12 protein-coding genes are annotated in these 15790 nt (G+C 70.4%); 7 read left to right on the top strand and 5 right to left on the bottom strand.

The window, feature by feature from the left end:
* The first annotated feature begins 277 nt into the window (after positions 1–277).
* Entirely contained in the window at positions 278–2062 is a 1785-nt protein-coding gene (gene recJ / locus ACTIGN_RS32625) for a single-stranded-DNA-specific exonuclease RecJ (protein WP_439631867.1), read from the top strand.
* Between the two features lie 149 nt (positions 2063–2211).
* Here recJ and ACTIGN_RS32620 read toward each other — a convergent pair whose 3' ends face one another.
* On the bottom strand, positions 2212–3777 hold the full coding sequence (locus ACTIGN_RS32620; RefSeq protein ID WP_439631865.1) for an ArnT family glycosyltransferase: 1566 nt from the start codon (positions 3775–3777) through the stop codon (positions 2212–2214).
* A 162-nt stretch (positions 3778–3939) separates the two neighbouring features.
* Between ACTIGN_RS32620 and ACTIGN_RS32615 the strand changes: the two genes are divergently transcribed.
* Positions 3940–4902, top strand: a complete 963-nt coding sequence (locus ACTIGN_RS32615) for an acetamidase/formamidase family protein (protein ID WP_439631863.1) — start codon at positions 3940–3942, stop codon at positions 4900–4902.
* Between the two features lie 70 nt (positions 4903–4972).
* Here the strand turns inward: ACTIGN_RS32615 and cysN are convergent, their stop codons facing one another.
* Entirely contained in the window at positions 4973–6889 is a 1917-nt protein-coding gene (gene cysN, locus ACTIGN_RS32610; protein ID WP_439631861.1) for a sulfate adenylyltransferase subunit CysN, read from the bottom strand.
* Between the two features lie 152 nt (positions 6890–7041).
* The gene (gene cysD, locus ACTIGN_RS32605; RefSeq protein WP_439631859.1) at positions 7042–7962 is read right to left on the bottom strand and encodes a sulfate adenylyltransferase subunit CysD; all 921 of its coding nucleotides are present in this window, start codon (positions 7960–7962) and stop codon (positions 7042–7044) included.
* A gap of 315 nt (positions 7963–8277) precedes the next feature.
* On the opposite strand from cysD, the gene ACTIGN_RS32600 reads away from it, so the two are divergent.
* The 3 genes from ACTIGN_RS32600 to ACTIGN_RS32590 all read left to right on the top strand — a co-directional run bounded on the left by ACTIGN_RS32600 (position 8278) and on the right by ACTIGN_RS32590 (position 11654).
* On the top strand, positions 8278–9459 hold the full coding sequence (locus ACTIGN_RS32600; protein WP_439631857.1) for a HEAT repeat domain-containing protein: 1182 nt from the start codon (positions 8278–8280) through the stop codon (positions 9457–9459).
* A 245-nt stretch (positions 9460–9704) separates the two neighbouring features.
* Positions 9705–10940: an ATP-binding protein gene (locus tag ACTIGN_RS32595; protein WP_439631855.1), complete on the top strand. Its 1236-nt coding sequence runs from the start codon at positions 9705–9707 to the stop codon at positions 10938–10940.
* 6 nt (positions 10941–10946) lie between these two features.
* Positions 10947–11654, top strand: a complete 708-nt coding sequence (locus tag ACTIGN_RS32590) for a response regulator (protein WP_439631853.1) — start codon at positions 10947–10949, stop codon at positions 11652–11654.
* A gap of 135 nt (positions 11655–11789) precedes the next feature.
* On the opposite strand, the gene ACTIGN_RS32585 is transcribed toward ACTIGN_RS32590, so the two are convergent.
* Positions 11790–12560 (bottom strand): hypothetical protein, encoded by a 771-nt coding sequence (locus ACTIGN_RS32585; RefSeq protein WP_439631852.1) that lies wholly within the window; start codon positions 12558–12560, stop codon positions 11790–11792.
* A 170-nt stretch (positions 12561–12730) separates the two neighbouring features.
* On the opposite strand from ACTIGN_RS32585, the gene ACTIGN_RS32580 reads away from it, so the two are divergent.
* Together ACTIGN_RS32580 and ACTIGN_RS32575 are read left to right on the top strand one after the other, a co-directional pair.
* Positions 12731–13693: a hypothetical protein gene (locus tag ACTIGN_RS32580; RefSeq protein WP_439631850.1), complete on the top strand. Its 963-nt coding sequence runs from the start codon at positions 12731–12733 to the stop codon at positions 13691–13693.
* Positions 13694–13779: 86 nt separating this feature from the next.
* Positions 13780–15015, top strand: coding sequence for a leucine-rich repeat domain-containing protein (locus tag ACTIGN_RS32575; protein WP_439631848.1), 1236 nt, complete (start codon positions 13780–13782; stop codon positions 15013–15015).
* Positions 15016–15284: 269 nt separating this feature from the next.
* On the opposite strand, the gene ACTIGN_RS32570 is transcribed toward ACTIGN_RS32575, so the two are convergent.
* Entirely contained in the window at positions 15285–15626 is a 342-nt protein-coding gene (locus ACTIGN_RS32570) for a gamma-glutamylcyclotransferase family protein (protein WP_439631846.1), read from the bottom strand.
* Positions 15627–15790 lie beyond the last annotated feature (164 nt).

Here is a 15790-nt window from a genome sequence, read left to right as displayed (position 1 = left end):
AACCCGCCGTGAAGCCGGCCGTAGGGAATGTCAGCAGGTGGGCCGAATTGACGCGCGGTCCCACCGTCTGCTTGCTCTCTGCTGTTTGGGTCCAGTTGGCCGCACGCCGAGGAGAGGGGGAGCGGGGGGGACCGGGAAATGGGGAGAGAGGATCGAGACGCACCGGTTGTTCCGTCCGCTCTCCGCTCGGCGGCTCCTCCGGTCCCGAACGGGTTGCCCTTGCCCCGGCGGTGGACATGCGTTTCTATATGTGAACCCCGCCACCAGGAGCGCCGCCGTGCCCCGCACCGACAAGGTTTGGCATCTCCGCCCGCACGACCCGGCCGCCACGCAGCGGCTCGCGGCCGCGGCGAACATCTCCCCCGTCGTGGCGCAGCTCCTGCTCAACCGCGAGGTCCGCGAGCCGGCCGCCGCCCGGCGGTTCCTGGAGTGCCCGCTCGCCGGCCTGCACCCGCCGCACACGCTCCCCGGGGTCACCGAGGCGTCCGAGCGGATCGCGCGTGCGGTGATCGAGAAGCGGCGGGTGTGCATCTACGGCGACTACGACGTGGACGGCGTGACCGGCACCGCCATCATGCTCCGCCTCCTCGGCAAACTCGGTGCGGACGTCACGTACCACACCCCCGACCGCATCTCCGAGGGGTACGGCCTGAACGCCCGGCGGCTGAAGGACCTGGCGCAGTCGGGGGTGTCGGTGGTCGTGAGCGTCGACTGCGGGATCGCCAGCGTCGCCGAGGCCGACGAGGCCAAGGCGCTCGGGCTGGAGCTGATCGTCACCGACCACCACGAGATGAAGGTCGGGCTCGACGGCCCGATGCTGCCGGACGCGGCCGTGATCGTCCACCCGCGGCTGCCGGGGGGCAGCTACCCGTTCGGCGACCTGTGCGGGGCCGGGGTCGCGTTCAAGGTGGCGTGGGCCGTGGCCCAGAGGTGCTGCGGGTCGGACCGCGTCCCGCCCGAGGTCCGCGAGATCCTGCTCGACGGGGTCGGGCTCGCGGCGCTCGGGCTCGTCGCCGACGTGGTGCCGCTCCGCGACGAGAACCGCATCTTCGTGAAGCACGGGCTGGAGCGGATCCGCACCAACCCGTCGGTCGGGCTCCGGGCGCTCATGGAGGCCGCCGGCATCAAGGCCGACGACGCGGTCACCTCCGAGGACGTGGGGTACAAGCTGGCCCCGCGGCTGAACGCGGCCGGGCGACTCGGGTGCGCCCGCATCGCCGTGGACCTGCTCACCACGAACAGCCCGAGCGCGGCCCGGACCGCGGCCGAGTTCCTCGAAGGGCAGAACGGGCAGCGGCAGGCGATGGAGCGGAAGTACACGCAGCAGGCCAAGGAGATGGTGGACCTCGACTTCGCGAACGACCCGGCGATCGTGGTCGCGTCGCACGAGTGGAAGGCCGGGGTCATCGGCATCGTCGCGAGCCGGCTCGTGGACCACTACGGCAAGCCGGCGCTGGTGATCGCGCTGCCCGAGAACCGCGACAAGGACGCGGTCGCCACCGCGAGCGGCCGGAGCATCACCGGGTTCCCGCTCAACGTCGCGCTCCAGGCGATGGACGAACTGCTCGACGGGCACGGGGGGCACGCGAAGGCGGCCGGGTTCAAGATCCGCTCCGAGCGGGTCCCGGCGTTCCGCGACCGGTTCAACGCCTACGTCGCGAAGCAGTTCCCGGGCGGCGCGCCGGCCCCGCGGCTCGAACTCGACGCCGAGGTGCCGCTCTCGGCGCTCACGTTCGGCCTGTTCCGCGACCTCGACAAGCTCGAACCCTACGGCGAGGGGAACCCGCGGCCGCGGTTCCTGGCGGCGGGGCTCAAGGCTGAGGGTGCGCGGCTCATCGGGGCCGGCGACGCCAAGAAGCACCTCGACTTCCGCGTCCGCCAGGGCGACACGACGATGCGGTGCGTGGCGTGGAACATGGCCGACCGCATGGAGGAGCTGTTGAGCGCCGGCGGCGACTGCTGCCTCGCGTTCACCCCGAAAATCAACGCGTGGAAGGGCAGCCGCAAGATCGAGTTGCAGGTCGCCGACCTCAAGCCGGGCAAGACCGTGGCGCTGGGGTGAGGCCAATCAGGAAGAGTGTTGATCCGCAGATTACGCAGATGGACGCAGATTTTCAGACAGAGGACAGAGGACCATAACTCTGGTCTTCGACTGATCTCTGACTTCTGTCCTCTGATTTCAAATCTGTGTCCATCTGCATAATCTGTGGATCACTCTCTTCTGTCTTCGATCCGCCGGTACGTGTACGGGAACCCCTTGATCTGGCCGGTGCAGCGGTACACCAACACGGTGCGGAACGGCTTCCCGCCGCGGGTCATCGGGAACGACGCGACCGGCTCAACGCTGCGGAACACGATCCCCATGATCCGCGGCTCGTCCGGGTTGTCGGTGGTGGTGACGTAGAGCGCGTTCCAGCCCACCCAGTCGTCGGGGTGGCTCCAGTACGCGAACCCGCGGGCGTCGCCGATGTTGTAGCACAGCACCGGCACCCGCTCCCGCAGCGCGAACGCGAGCTGCCCGCTGTCGTACCACCGCATCGTGACGACGGCCGTGTTCGGCTCGGCGAGCAACCCGCGGGCCTCCAGTTCGTCCGCGACCGAGTCCCACCCGCTCGCGTCGGTCAGCGGGTCCTTCCCCGCCACCTCGAAGTCGAACACCCCGAACTTCGCCTGTGCGAGTCCCGCTCCCGCGATGCTCAGGAGAAGGCCCGTCATCGCAGCGACCGCCCACCGCGAGCGCACCGGGTTGCGGTCGGCCCAGCGCGCCATCGCGGCCCCGGCCGCCGGCATCAGGGCGACGTAGCCGATGAGCGGCCAGTGGAGCAGCACCCACCGCGAGCACCCGACGACCGTGAACGCCGCGAGCGGGACGACCGCGAGGCAGACGGCGAGGCGGTCGGCTCCCGCAACCGACCGCCAGTGACGCACCAACTTCACGAGCTGCCACGCGAGGACCGCCCACACCCACGGGAGCAGGTACGCGACCGGCCCGAGTGCCACCGCGAGGAGCCCGGTCGGGTCGAACCCGCCGCCCGCCGCGCGTCCGCCCTGGAAGCGGAACGACGCCCAGTCGTTTTGGGCGTTCCACACGAGCACCGGAGTGAACAGCGCGAACCCGATGGCGACCGCGAGGTACGGCCCCGGCGAGCGCAGCACCCGCCGCGCACCGGGCGTGACGAGGCAGTACAGCACCGCCCCGGCCGGCAGGAACGCACCGTGGTACTTGCTGAGGAGTGCGGCGCCGAACGCGAGCCCGACCCACACCCACGGCCGCACCGCGCCGGGCCGCGCTACCAGCGCCTCTCCGAGCGCGGCCATCGTGCAGAGTGCGAAAAATAGGAACGGCGCGTCGGGGAGCGCGAGCCCGCCGGCGACCGCGTGGTAGCCGCTCAGGTTCAGCAATAGCGCGGCGTAGAACCCGGCCCACGGGCCGTGCCACCGGGCCGCCCACCGGTACATCACGAGCGTCGAGCCGGCGAAGAGTAGCGTGAACGCGAGCCGCAGCGATAGTTCATGCACCCGCCCCCCGCACATCACGATGCCGAGCTTCGCGAGCCACGCCGTGAGCGGGGGGTGGTCGAAGTAGCTGAGTGCCGGGTGCGTCGCGTAGAGGTAGTGGTACGCCTCGTCGTTGCTCGCGGGCAGCAGCGCCGCCCACGCGAGCCGCAGCACCAGCGTAACGACGACCAGGACCGCAACCGCTCGCTCGGCCGGGTGCAGAGCGACCGCCGGCACCGCCGGGAACAGCACGCGGACCGGTCGAACGAGGGCGCGCATCGTGTCTGGCTCCGGGCGTGTCAGCTCGCGTCTCTGCTATCGGTGCGGCCGCACCCGCACAATGAGCAAAACCCGCACGGCCGCACCGCCCGCGTCACGTTCCGCAGCGGAATCTACAATTGCACTCACGTTCCCCCCTCCCCCGCCCCGCCAGGTGCCCACATGCAGCGGATCACGCGCGAGCAGTCCCGGAAGTACGCGTTCGACTGGCGCGACGAGCCGCTCCTGCGGGTGGAGCCCGGCGAGTCGTTCGAGATCGAGACCTACGACGCGAGCACCGGGTACTTCAAGACGCCCGCGGACAAGGCGGTGCCGGGAAAGCGCCCCGGGTTCGACCGTACCCCGCCGATGGCGAACCCGATCGGCGGGCCGGTCTTTCTCGAGGGGGCCGAGCGCGGCGACGTGGTCGTCGTGACCATCGAGGACATCGTGGTGGACGACTACTCGTGGGTGGCGATCGGGCCGCGGCGCGGCCCGCTCGGCGAGTCGACGCGGTGGCCCGAGTTGTCGGGCGACTACACGACGAAGATCTTCCGCCACACCCCCGGACCGAGCGGCACGACCCGCGACGGCACGCTGCACTTCAGCGACAAGATCTCGTGGCCGATCACGCCGTTCGTCGGCACGCTGGGCGTGTGCCCGGACCGCGAGGTGGTGACGAGCCTCGACGGCCAGGGGGCGTGGGGCGGGAACCTCGACGTGCGCGACTTCGCGCCGGGCAACGCGCTGCACCTGCCGGTGTACCACCCCGGCGCGCTGCTGTACGTCGGCGACGTCCACGCGAGCCAGGGCGACACGGAGTTCACGGGCACCGCCGCCGAGACGAAGGCGACCGTCCGCCTGCGGATGGAGGTGGTGAAGAAGAAGCGGGTGCCGTGGGTGCGGATCGTGAAGCCGGAGTCGATCGTCTCGGTGTACGCCGACAAGCCGCTCGAAACCGCGGTCGAGACCGCGACGGTGAACCTGATGGACTGGCTGGTGACCGACTACGGGTTCACCCCGACCGACGCCTACTGCCTCGTGAGCACCTGCCCCGACTTCCGCGTCCACGTCTACCAGATGTGCAAGATCGGAAAGCTGAGCTACGTCGCCGGGGCCGAGATCCCGAAGCGGTACCTGATGTAGGGCCGGCTGTGCCGGCCGCGTAACAAGCCGCGGCCGGCACAGCCGGCCCTACGGCGATCCGCACGCCTCGTTACCGCACGTAGCCCTTGGCCTTCAGCAGGTCGATGATGCGGGCGACGCTCGCATCGACGTCGAGCTGGTCGGTGTTCAGCACAAGGTCGGGCGACTTCGGCTCCTCGAACGCGGCCGTCACGCCGGGCATCTGGGCGATCTTGCCCTCGTCGGCGAGCTTGTACGCGCCGCTCTGGTCCCGCGCCCGCAGCACCTCCATCGGGGCCGTGCAATACACCTCTAGCACCCGGTCCGCACCGATCACCTGCTTCGCCTTCTCGCGGACCGCGGCGTGCGGGGCCACGAACGCGGCGACGGTGATGACCCCGGCGTCGTTCATGAGCTTCGCCACCTCGGCCGAGCGGCGCAGGTTCTCGGAGCGGTCGTCGGCCGTGAACCCGAGGTCGCGGTTCAGCCCGTGCCGCATGTTCTGCCCGTACAGCACCGTCACCGCCCGCCCCTCGTCCCACAGCTTGCGCTCCAGCGCGTAGGCGATGCGGCTCTTGCCGCTGCCGGTGAGCCCGACCAGCAGCACCGTGACCGGCTTCTGACCGAAGCGCTGCTCGCGCTCGGCGGGCGCGACGAGGCTGTCGCGGGTCTTCGCGGTCGCCACCGCCTCGGCCTGCCGCGTGGGGCCGGCCTCCTGGATCATCCCGGCCCCGACCGTCGTGTTCGTGAGCCGGTCGATGAGGATGAACGCGCCGGTCGCGGCGTTGGTGCGGTACGGGTCGCACGCGAGCGGGTGCGTCAGGCTCAGTTGCACGAGCCCGACCTCGTTGAGCCCGAGCCGCGCGACCGCCCGGTGCTCCAGCGTGTTCACGTCCACGCCGTACCGGAACGCCCCGACCTCGGCCGACACCTGCCGCGTCGTGTGCTTGAGCGTGTACGTGCGGCCCGGCACGAGCGGTTGCTCGGCCATCCACACCACCATCGCCTCGATCTGGCTGCTGACGTGCGGGGGACTGTCGGGCCGCACGAGCATGTCGCCGCGGCTGACGTCCACCTCGTCGGTCAGCGTCAGCGTTACCGCCTGCGGGGCGAACGCCTCGTCGAGGTCGCCGTCGTAGGTCACGATCGACTTCACGCGGCTCCGCTTGCCCGACGGCAGCACCATGACCTCGTCGCCGGTGCGCACCGTGCCGGACGCGAGGGTGCCGGCGAACCCGCGGAAGTCGAGGTTCGGGCGGATCACGTACTGCACCGGGAACCGCAGGTCCGCGAGGTTCCGGTCGCTCGCGATGTGGACCGTTTCGAGGTGATCGAGCAGCGACGGCCCGTGGTACCACGGCGTCTTGTCGCTTCGCGTCGCGACGTTGTCGCCCTTGAGCGCCGACATCGGGATGAAGGTGATGTCGGGCACGTCGAGCTTGGCGACGAACCCGGTGTACTCGGCCCGGATCCGCTCGAAGACCTCCTGCGAGTGGCCGACGAGGTCCATCTTGTTGATGGCGACGACGACGTGCCGGATGCCGAGCAGCGAGACGATGAACGAGTGCCGGCGGGTCTGCGTCTGCACGCCGTGGCGGGCGTCGATGAGGATGATGGCGAGCTGGCACGTCGACGCGCCCGTCGCCATGTTGCGGGTGTACTGCTCGTGGCCGGGGGTGTCGGCGATGATGAACTTGCGGCGGTCGGTCGAGAAGTACCGGTACGCGACGTCGATGGTGATGCCCTGCTCCCGCTCGGCCTTCAGGCCGTCGGTGAGCAGCGCGAGGTCGATCTCCCCGGCCCCGGTGGTGCCGACCTTCTCGCTGTCGCGCTTCACGGCGGCGAGCTGGTCCTCGTAGATCATCTTCGTGTCGTGCAGGAGCCGGCCGATGAGCGTGCTCTTGCCGTCGTCCACGCTCCCGCACGTGAGGAACCGCAGCAGCTCCTTCTTCTGGTGCCGCGCGAGGTACGTGTGGATGTCTTCCTGGCCCAGGTCAGCGGCTTGCATGTTTACACCCAAGGGACCCAGGGTTGACACCCTGGGCTACGGACTGCCGCCCCCTTCGGGGGCTCAATGCCCTGAGTCCCGGAGGGACGACCGTGCGTAGCCCAGGGTGCAAACCCTGGGGACCACAGTGCAAACGCCGGACTCGGGGGCACTCAGAAGTACCCCTCGCGCTTCTTCTGCTCCATCGAGCCCGACTCGTCGTGGTCGATGACGCGGCCCTGGCGCTCGGAGTTCTTCGCCAGGATCATCTCCTCGATGATCTCGGGGAGCGTCGTCGCGGCGCTCTCGACGGCCCCGGTGAGCGGGTAGCACCCGAGCGTGCGGAACCGCACCCGCTTCATCGCCGGCTTCTCGCCGGGCCGCAGCCGCTTCTCCATGCGATCGTCGTCGACCATGATGAGCGTGCCGTCCCGCTCGACGACCGGGCGCTCGGCCGCGAAGTACAGCGGCACGATCGGGATGTTGTCGAGGTAGATGTACTGCCAGATGTCGAGTTCGGTCCAGTTGCTGAGCGGGAACACGCGGATGCTCTCGCCCTTGTTGATCTTCCCGTTGAAGACGTTCCACAGCTCGGGCCGCTGGTTCTTCGGGTCCCACTGGTGGAGCTTGTCGCGGAAGCTGTACACCCGCTCCTTGGCCCGGCTCTTCTCCTCGTCCCGCCGCGCCCCGCCGAACGCCGCGTCGAACTGGTAGTGGTTCAGCGCCTGTTTCAGTGCCACCGTCTTCATGACGTCGGTGTGCTTCTTCGACCCGCTGTCGAACGGGTTGATCCCCTGGGCCAGCCCGTCCTGGTTGGTCCACACCTTCAGGTCGAGCCCCTGCTCGCGGCAGTACCGGTCGCGGTACTCGATCATCGCCCGGAACTTCCAGGTCGTGTCGACGTGGAGCAGCGGGAACGGGAGCCGGCCCGGGTGGAACGCCTTCTGCGCGAGCCGCAGCATGACGGCCGAGTCCTTGCCGATCGAGTACAGCATCACCGGCCGCTCGAACTCGGCGGCGACCTCGCGGATGATGTGGATGCTCTCGGCCTCGAGCGCCTTGAGGTGCGTCAGGTTGTAACTGCTGCTGCTCATCCTCTCCCCTGTCTGGCCGGCGGTACCCGAATTCTATGACCTCCGCCGGCGCGCTGCGAGCGGGCCGCGGGACGGCCTCCCGCGCACTCGACAACTGATATCGGGTGAACGCCGAGAAAGATCCACGATTTCAACCGCTCCGCACGCACTCTCGGCCCCAGGGTTGGCACCCTGGGCTACGGACTGTCGTCCCTCCGGGACTTTAAACAAACCAAGGGCGTTACCGGCGGCCGAAACTGTTTGACCGCGCCGCGCCGGGCGTCATATCATCGCGTAAGTCCGTCGCCCGCCTGTTCGCCGCAAGGGCTCACTCCCATGGTCCGCACCCTCGTCTCGGTGACCGCGTCGCTGCTGCTCCTGGCGCTGACCGCGGACCTGGCCCCGGGCCGGGCGGACGACCCGAGCGACCCGGAGATCGACGGGAAGAAGGTGTCGGCGTGGGTCGAGACGGTCACCAAGGACGAGTCGGCCCGGAAGCGGGCGCTGGCCGTCGAGGCGCTGTCGAAGGCGTGGACCGAGAAGCGAAACGACCAGGGGCTGTTCTACATCGGCCGGGCTCTGCGGCTCGACACGTCGGCGGCGGTCCGGACGCAGGCGGCGCTGGTCCTCGGCGGGCTCCGCGAGGCGGAAGTGCTGTACCTGATCGAGAAGAAGGAGAACCTCGCGGTCAAGGATCTGGTGGACGCACTGGGCAAGGAGAAGGAGTCGCGGGTCCGCAAGGAGATCGCCAAAACGATCGGCCGGTTCCCGCGGGTGGCGAAGATGGCGGTCCCCGAACTCACGGCGGCCCTGAAGGACCCCGAGCCGGCGACCCGCGTGGCCGCGGCCGAGGCGCTGAGCACGACCGGGACCGACGGGAAGTCGGCCGCCGCCGGCCTGGCCCCGCTCCTGACCGACGACGACCGGGCCGTGAAGCGGGCCGCGGTCATCGCCCTGGGGCGGATCACCCCCGAGGGGTCGGCGACCATCGCCGAGACGATGGCCAAGATGCTCGCGACCGAGAAGGACCCGGACATGCGGGTCGAACTCGTCACCTCGATCGGGCTCCTGGGCGAGAGGTCGCCCGAGGTGGTGACCGCCCTGGCGGCCCTGCTCGCGGCCCCGGAGGACGACCTGCGGCGGCGGGCGGTGCGGACCCTCGGGGGCTTCGGTCCCGCGGCGGCCGGGGCCGCCGACGCGCTGTACAAGATCGCGGCGACCGACAAGGCCAAGGACGTCCGGGTCGACGCGGTCCGCGGGTTCGGCTCGGCGGTCGGCCCCGCCGGGGTCAAGGCCCGGGTCAGGGACCTGCTGGCGCTGCTCGCGGACCCGGACTACGAGGTGCGGATGGCCGTCGTGGAGGAAATCGGGGCGCTGGGGAACGAGTTGATCGCGGACCAGGAGACGATCAAGGCGCTCCGGGTCCGGCTGAGCGATCCGCACCTGAAGGTCCGCGACGCGGTGAAGGCCGCCATCAACAAGATCGAAAAGAAGCCCGAACCGAAAAAGGAACCGTGATCCTCTGAAGTCGAAATCCACTCCGCCAGCCGAAACCTCGCGCCGGACGGAACCCCCCGTCCCCATTCCGGATGGGGTGTTTCGCCCTTCCTGTGCTGTCAGATTTTTCCTCACAACCACCCGTCCACCAGCCCGTTCCCGAGTTGACTTCGTTCAGGCCCGTTCTAGATACAGTTGGACGCCCTGAATTTCAGGTACGGCCAAACTTATCGCTCGGCCATTACGTCCCCGAAGGAGCGGCCGGAATGTCGGACCCTGGCACGCTCTCCGCGCTGACGGCGTTCGTGCCGAACTGGTGGCAGGAAACGACGAGCCCGACCACCCTTGGAACGCTACTGGCGGGGTGGGCGAAGGCGTGCGGGTGGCAGGCCTGCGGGCTCGCGTGGTCCGACGACACGACGACAGTGGTGCGAACGGTCCGCGGCGGGGGTGTGGCCGACGGGCCGGCCCCGCCCGAGGTGCCCGACGCCCTCCGCCGGGTCCGCATCGGCGAGGCGACCGCGGCCTTCCCGGTCCCCGAGACGACCGGCCGGGTGTTCACAGGGGTGCAGCCCCCGGGCCGGGTGATGGGCGTGCTGTGGGCCGAGCGGGCGGACGCCCCGTGGACCGACGCGGACCGGACGGCGCTGGTGCTGACGGCCAAGATCGTGGAGCGGTCCCCGGCCCTCGCGGCGGTGGTCACCCCGCGGATCGACTCGGACCGGCTCGAGCAGCGGCTCGCCGACGCCGCGGTCATCGCCGGGCGGATGGCCCACGACTTCGACAACATCCTCACCGGGATCATCGGGTTCTCCGACCTGGCCACGCCCCTGCTGACCGCGGGGTCGCAGGCCGCGAAGTTCGTGGCGGAGATCAGCAAGGTCGGGCAGCGCGGGATCGTGTTCACCCAGCAGCTGCACCAACTGAGCCGCAGCGGGCAGGTGAAGCCGAACCCCGCGGCCGTCGCCGCGGTGCTCGCGAAGGAAGAGGTGCGGTTGCGGGCGCTGAGCCTCTCGAACCACTACTTCGAGAAGGACGTGCCCGCGAACCTGCCCCCGGTCGCGATGGAGGCCGGACTGCTCCAGACGACGCTGGCGCACCTGATCGAGAACGGCGTCGAGGCGTGCCCGCAGGGCGGGACGGTGCGGGTCGCGGCCCGCGTCGTCGACCTGACGGACGCCGACGCCCCCAGCTTCCTCGGCAAGCCCGGGACCGGCCCGCACCTGCTGGTGACCATCGCCGACACCGGGACCGGGATCAAGCCGGAGGTCCGCCGCCGCCTGTTCGTGGACCCGTTCTACACGACCAAGGTGCGGCACCGCGGGCTCGGCCTGGCGATCGTGTACCGCGTGCTGTGCGTCCACCGGGGCGGGATCCAGATCGAGCCGGCCCCGAAGGGGCCGGGGACGCTTGTACGGGTGGTCCTTCCGCTCGCCCCCGGCCGCCCGGCCCCCACCGGCGCCCCGGCCGGACCCGCGAGCGCTACCGTAGTAAGAGGTTAAGCACCCATGCCCTTCGACGTTGAAGAACCCGTGACCCAGGGCACGAAGGCCGCGTTCGCGCACGCCGGCCACAAGACCCAGCCGGGGATGCGCGAGCTGCAGTCGTCCGGCGACATCCGGATCCTGGTCCTCGACGACGACCCCGCCACGTGCTCGGTCATCCAGGCCGCGCTGTCGAACCGCGACTTCATCATCGACGTCGTGTCCGACCCGCAGCTCGTCGAGTCGGCCCTAGCGCAGCCGCACCAGTACCACCTCATCGTCCTCGACTACGTCCTCCCCGGCCTGGAGCCGGACCAGGTGTTCGCCTGGATCCGCGACACCCAGCCCGAGGCGAACATCGTCGTCGTCACCGGGTACCCGTCGGTCGACAGCGCGCTGAACTGCCTCCGCGCCCGCACCTACGACTACCTGACCAAGCCGTTCCAGGTCGACCAGCTCCGCGAGATCGTGTTCCGGTGCCTGGAGGGCAAGGGGCTCCTCCGGATGACCGAGGACGCGCTCCGCGAGGCGCTCGGCACCGCGATCCGTGAGCGCCGCAAGGCCCTGGGGCTGACCCTCTCGAACATGAGCGACCGGACCAACGTCTCGCTCGGCTACCTCAGCCAGATCGAACTCGGGAAGAACTCCGCGAGCATCGAGACCCTGTACCGCATCTGCCTGGCGCTCGGGATGAAGATGAGCGAACTGTTCCAGGCCGTGCAGCGGAACTGAACACGGCCACCAGCTTCTTTCGAGCCGCGGGACTTCCCGCGGCTCCTGCGTTTGGTACTCGTCACACCCGCTCCGCAGTGCGGCGAGGAAGATCAACACTCTCCGACACAGCAACACTCCCAACACTCTTCACTGTCACGCCGGGAGCTCGTGCAACTTCCGCAGGCAGAACCGGGCCATGAAGAGTTGACCGACGGCCCCGAGCACGCTCAGGGCCGTGACCGCGACCGCCAGCCGCAGCGCCCACACGTCGATCAACTGCCGCGTCTCGTTCACCCGCACCCGGGCCACACCGACGAGCCGCGCCATCTCGGCCTTGAACTGCTCCGCCATCTGTAGTGCCCGGTCCACCGCGTCGAGTTGCTCGGCGCTCGGCAGTTCGCTGTCGGTCCGCACCGGCACGCCCAGGATGCTCTTCGCCTGCCGCAACTCGCCGGCGACCGAGGTGAGGGCGGTCCGGGTCTGGTGGATCTGGTCGGTGTTCACCCCGAACGCCTGACTGAGCCGCGGGTCGGCGCTGACCATGTCGAGGGCGGTCTCGGCGACGATCACCGTGTCCGACGCGGTGACCACCGCGCCGAGCGCCCGCTCGAGCGAGCCGGCCAGGTCGATCGACGCCTGCCGCGCGGTCATCCGGACGAACGGGTTGACGCGGACCGGCTCCGGGGCGCTGGTCGAGATGCGGGTGGTGGTGAGTTCGGCCCGGGCCCGGTCGATCACGTCGCCGACGAAGTTGACGGCCCGGCCGGCCGCGTCCCCGGCCTGGTTAGCCCGCCCCGCCAGCTCGGCCGTCTGCCGGTTCACCTCGGCCTTCACCCGCCACACCTGCACGGCGATGGCCACGAACACCCCCGTTCCCGCGAGGGCGATCAGCAGCCCGGTGAGGGCGAACAGTCTGCGGAACATTGTCCCCTCGCAGCGCGACTTCGGAATACCCGTGCGCATCTTATGTCCCCGGGGTGGGCGGCCACAAGCTCAGCGCCGCGCCCACACCGGAGGGGTGGAACCGCCCCGGCCCGTGCCGCATAATGACCCCGCGTCGCAAGAGACCGCGTGCGCCCAAGGAGCCGGGCCGAATGAGCAGACTGGGTCGCTTCGTGCCGGGCCGCCGCCTGGGTCGCTTCGTGCCGGGCCGCCGCGCCGCCCTGCTCCTCGTTGGCGCGGCCGGTGCAATCGTCGGAGCCGGCGCGTGGTACCTGTGGCCGGCCGCCGCGCCCGTGCCCGTGTGGGCCGCCGACTACGAGGTCACCGCCCGGGCGCCCGAGGCGCTCGCGCCGGGGACCGTCGTCGGCACCGGGCCGCCGGAGGGCTGGTCGCACCTCGTCATCAAGAGCCTGCCGCGGGTGCGGCCCGGGACCGAGGCGCAGGTGCCCCCACTCGCCCGGTCCCAGACGGTCCGCATGACCCGTTGGATGTTCACCGCGTTCGCCGCCGACGTGCGGCCCGAGACGCGGGGCACCGAGACCCGCTACCACCTGCGGGCGGTCGGCCTCGGCCTGGGCACGTCCGTCGGCGGCCGCGACGTGGTCGTCACCCCCGAGACCGCCGCGGCCCACGGGGTCCGCCTCGACTGGATCACGCGGCAGATCCTCACCAAGGGGTACCAGACGCAGCGGCTCGCGGTGGTCGTCGTTCAGGGGCCGACGTTCGCGCTGCTCGACACCCCGGTCTGGTTCCGGTGCGGCGAGGCGAACCGGCTGGTCCGCTACCGGTACGCCCTGCTGGTGGACGCCGCCACGGGCCGCCTCAACGTGGTGCTGTGGCCGCTGGACGCCGGCGGGTGCTTCGCCACCCTCCCCGCGGTCCGGATGAGCCCGAACGCGATCGACGCGGCCGAACTCGTCCCGGACCCGAAGGGGTTCGACGCGCTCGGCATCGCGTCCGACTCGACGTTCGGCGTGGACAGGCTCCCGACCCCGAGCACGCCCGTTGCGCTGCCCGGCGACCTCCGTGCGCTCGCGGAGCAGACCCGGTTCACCCCCGGCGAGGCCCGGGCGCTGGAGGAGGCGCTGCGCGCGCTGCCCGGCGAGAAACCGTGAGTTCCCGAGCGCCCGCTCGCTACCATTCCGCCCGGACCCGCACTACACTCAAGCACACTCACCCCGGCCCCCGCACGGACCCGCCCATGAACCGCGCCCTCCCCCGACTGCTCGGCCTCGCCCTCCTCCTCGGCGGAACGGCGGCCGGCGCGCAGGTGAAGAAGGGGCCGGAACTCGACCTGGCCGCCACCCTCGCCGCGTACAAGCGGCTGGGCGGGGAGGTCCAGACCTACGAGGTCACCGAGACCGGCGAGGTCCAGTTCAAGGCGGAAAGGTTCGACCCGGCGGCCAAGAAAATGCCGGTGTTCCACTTCGCCACCGCGGACGACAAGCTGTTCGCCCGGCTGCCCCGGTCCGAGGCGGCGGTCGGGCTCGACCTGCGGGGCGCCAGGGCCGGCGACGCCGCACTCAAGGCGCTCGGGGGCCACAAGAACCTGCAACTCGTAAGCCTGAGCGGCCTGACCGTCAGCGAGGACGGCCTGAAGGAACTCGTCGCCTGCAAGGACCTGCGGGTGCTCGACCTGTCGAACGCGAAGATGAAGTCGGACGCGCTGCGGCAGCTCGACCAGTTCCCCGAGCTGCGCGCCCTCGACCTGAGCCGGTGCGGCGGGGCCTCCGACAAGGGGGTGCGCGACCTGGGCCTGGCCAAGGAACTGCTCTCGCTGAACCTCGAGAAGACGCGGGTCACGGACGCGGGGGTGAAGGACCTGCTGCCGCTCAAGAAGCTGTTCACCCTCAACCTGAACTCCACCAAGGTGACCGACGCGTGCGCCGGCGACCTGGCCGCGCTGGCGGACCTCGTCAACCTCCACCTGGGGCAGACCGACTTCAGCGACTCGGGCGTGCGGGCCCTCGGGCGGCTCCGCCGGGTCGAGCGGCTCGACCTCCGCGGCACCCGCACGAGCAACGACGGGCTCAAGGACCTCGCCGGGCTCTCGCGGCTGAGGCACCTGAACCTCGAGGACACGCGGGTGGACGACGACGGGATGCAGCACCTCGCCGGGTTCGAGCTGTCGCACCTCAACCTGGCGCGCGTGCGGCTCGGCGACGAGGGCCTCCGCGAGGTGGCCAAGCTCAAGGGGCTCAAGGCCCTCGTGCTGGAGAAGACGCGGATCACCGACGCGGGCCTGAAGGCGCTCGCGGCGCTCGGCGAGCTGGAAGACCTCAACCTCAACGAGACGGACGTGACCGACGCGGGGCTCAAGGAGTTGAAGCTCAAGACGCTCGCGCGGGTCTCAGTGCGGGGCTGCAAGAAGGTGACGCGGGCCGGGATCGCGGCGCTCAAGGCGGCGAACCCGAAGGTGGTCGTCGAGGGGCCGTGACGGCTCGTGCCGATAGGGGTTCCGCAGCCGAGCGTGGGGCGGCACAGTTCTGGTGGAGCGGCACTCGTGCCGGCCCCGTGTGGCGTCTGGCGGCAGGCACCAACGCCCGCCCCACCAGACCAACCGCGTAATACCCAGTCCGATTGAACCGGCACCGTGGTGTGTTGGTCCGAGCCCGAGCGCCGAGCGAGGGTTCACGTGGACCCTCGCTCGGCGCTCGGGCTCGGACCACAACGAGTTCAACAGATCCGGTATCACTCCTGGCGGTGTCACCCGTCGAGGGGCCAGCGGGCCCCGCTCGCGGCCCCGGCCGGGACGCGGTTGTTCCAGAAGTAGGCCCACCCGTCCCCGCTCCGCCCCGCGACCGCCACCGGGCCGCGGACGAACAAGTCCGGAACCCCCTCGAAGGCGTCGAGGGCCGCCAGGCACTCCGCGTCCACGGCCCACAGTTCGCCGCGGACCGCGAGGCCGCTCTCGGCGTCGGTTACCATCCCCGGGTACGGCCCGAGGTCGATCACCCGGTACCGCGGCTCGGTGACCACGTCCGCCACGAACCGCTGACCCGCCATGAGGTGGTGGTTCCGCAGGCCGCGCTTCAGCGTGCCGTACACGAACAGGAGTGTGGTCTCGATGGCGCGCCTCCGGGTTCATGCTCCAAGAAAATCATACCCTGATGCTCGATCGTTATCCTCGGCCTCACGCGGGCCGCCACGGCGGGCGGCCCCGACAAACCAAAGGCGCAGCGGCTGGGCGGGGGCGCCCTCCCGGGCGGGCC

It is taken from the genome of Gemmata sp. (assembly GCF_051859125.1).
Classification (GTDB): Bacteria; Planctomycetota; Planctomycetia; order Gemmatales; family Gemmataceae; genus Gemmata.
This window is presented reverse-complemented; position numbering and strand designations above follow the sequence as displayed.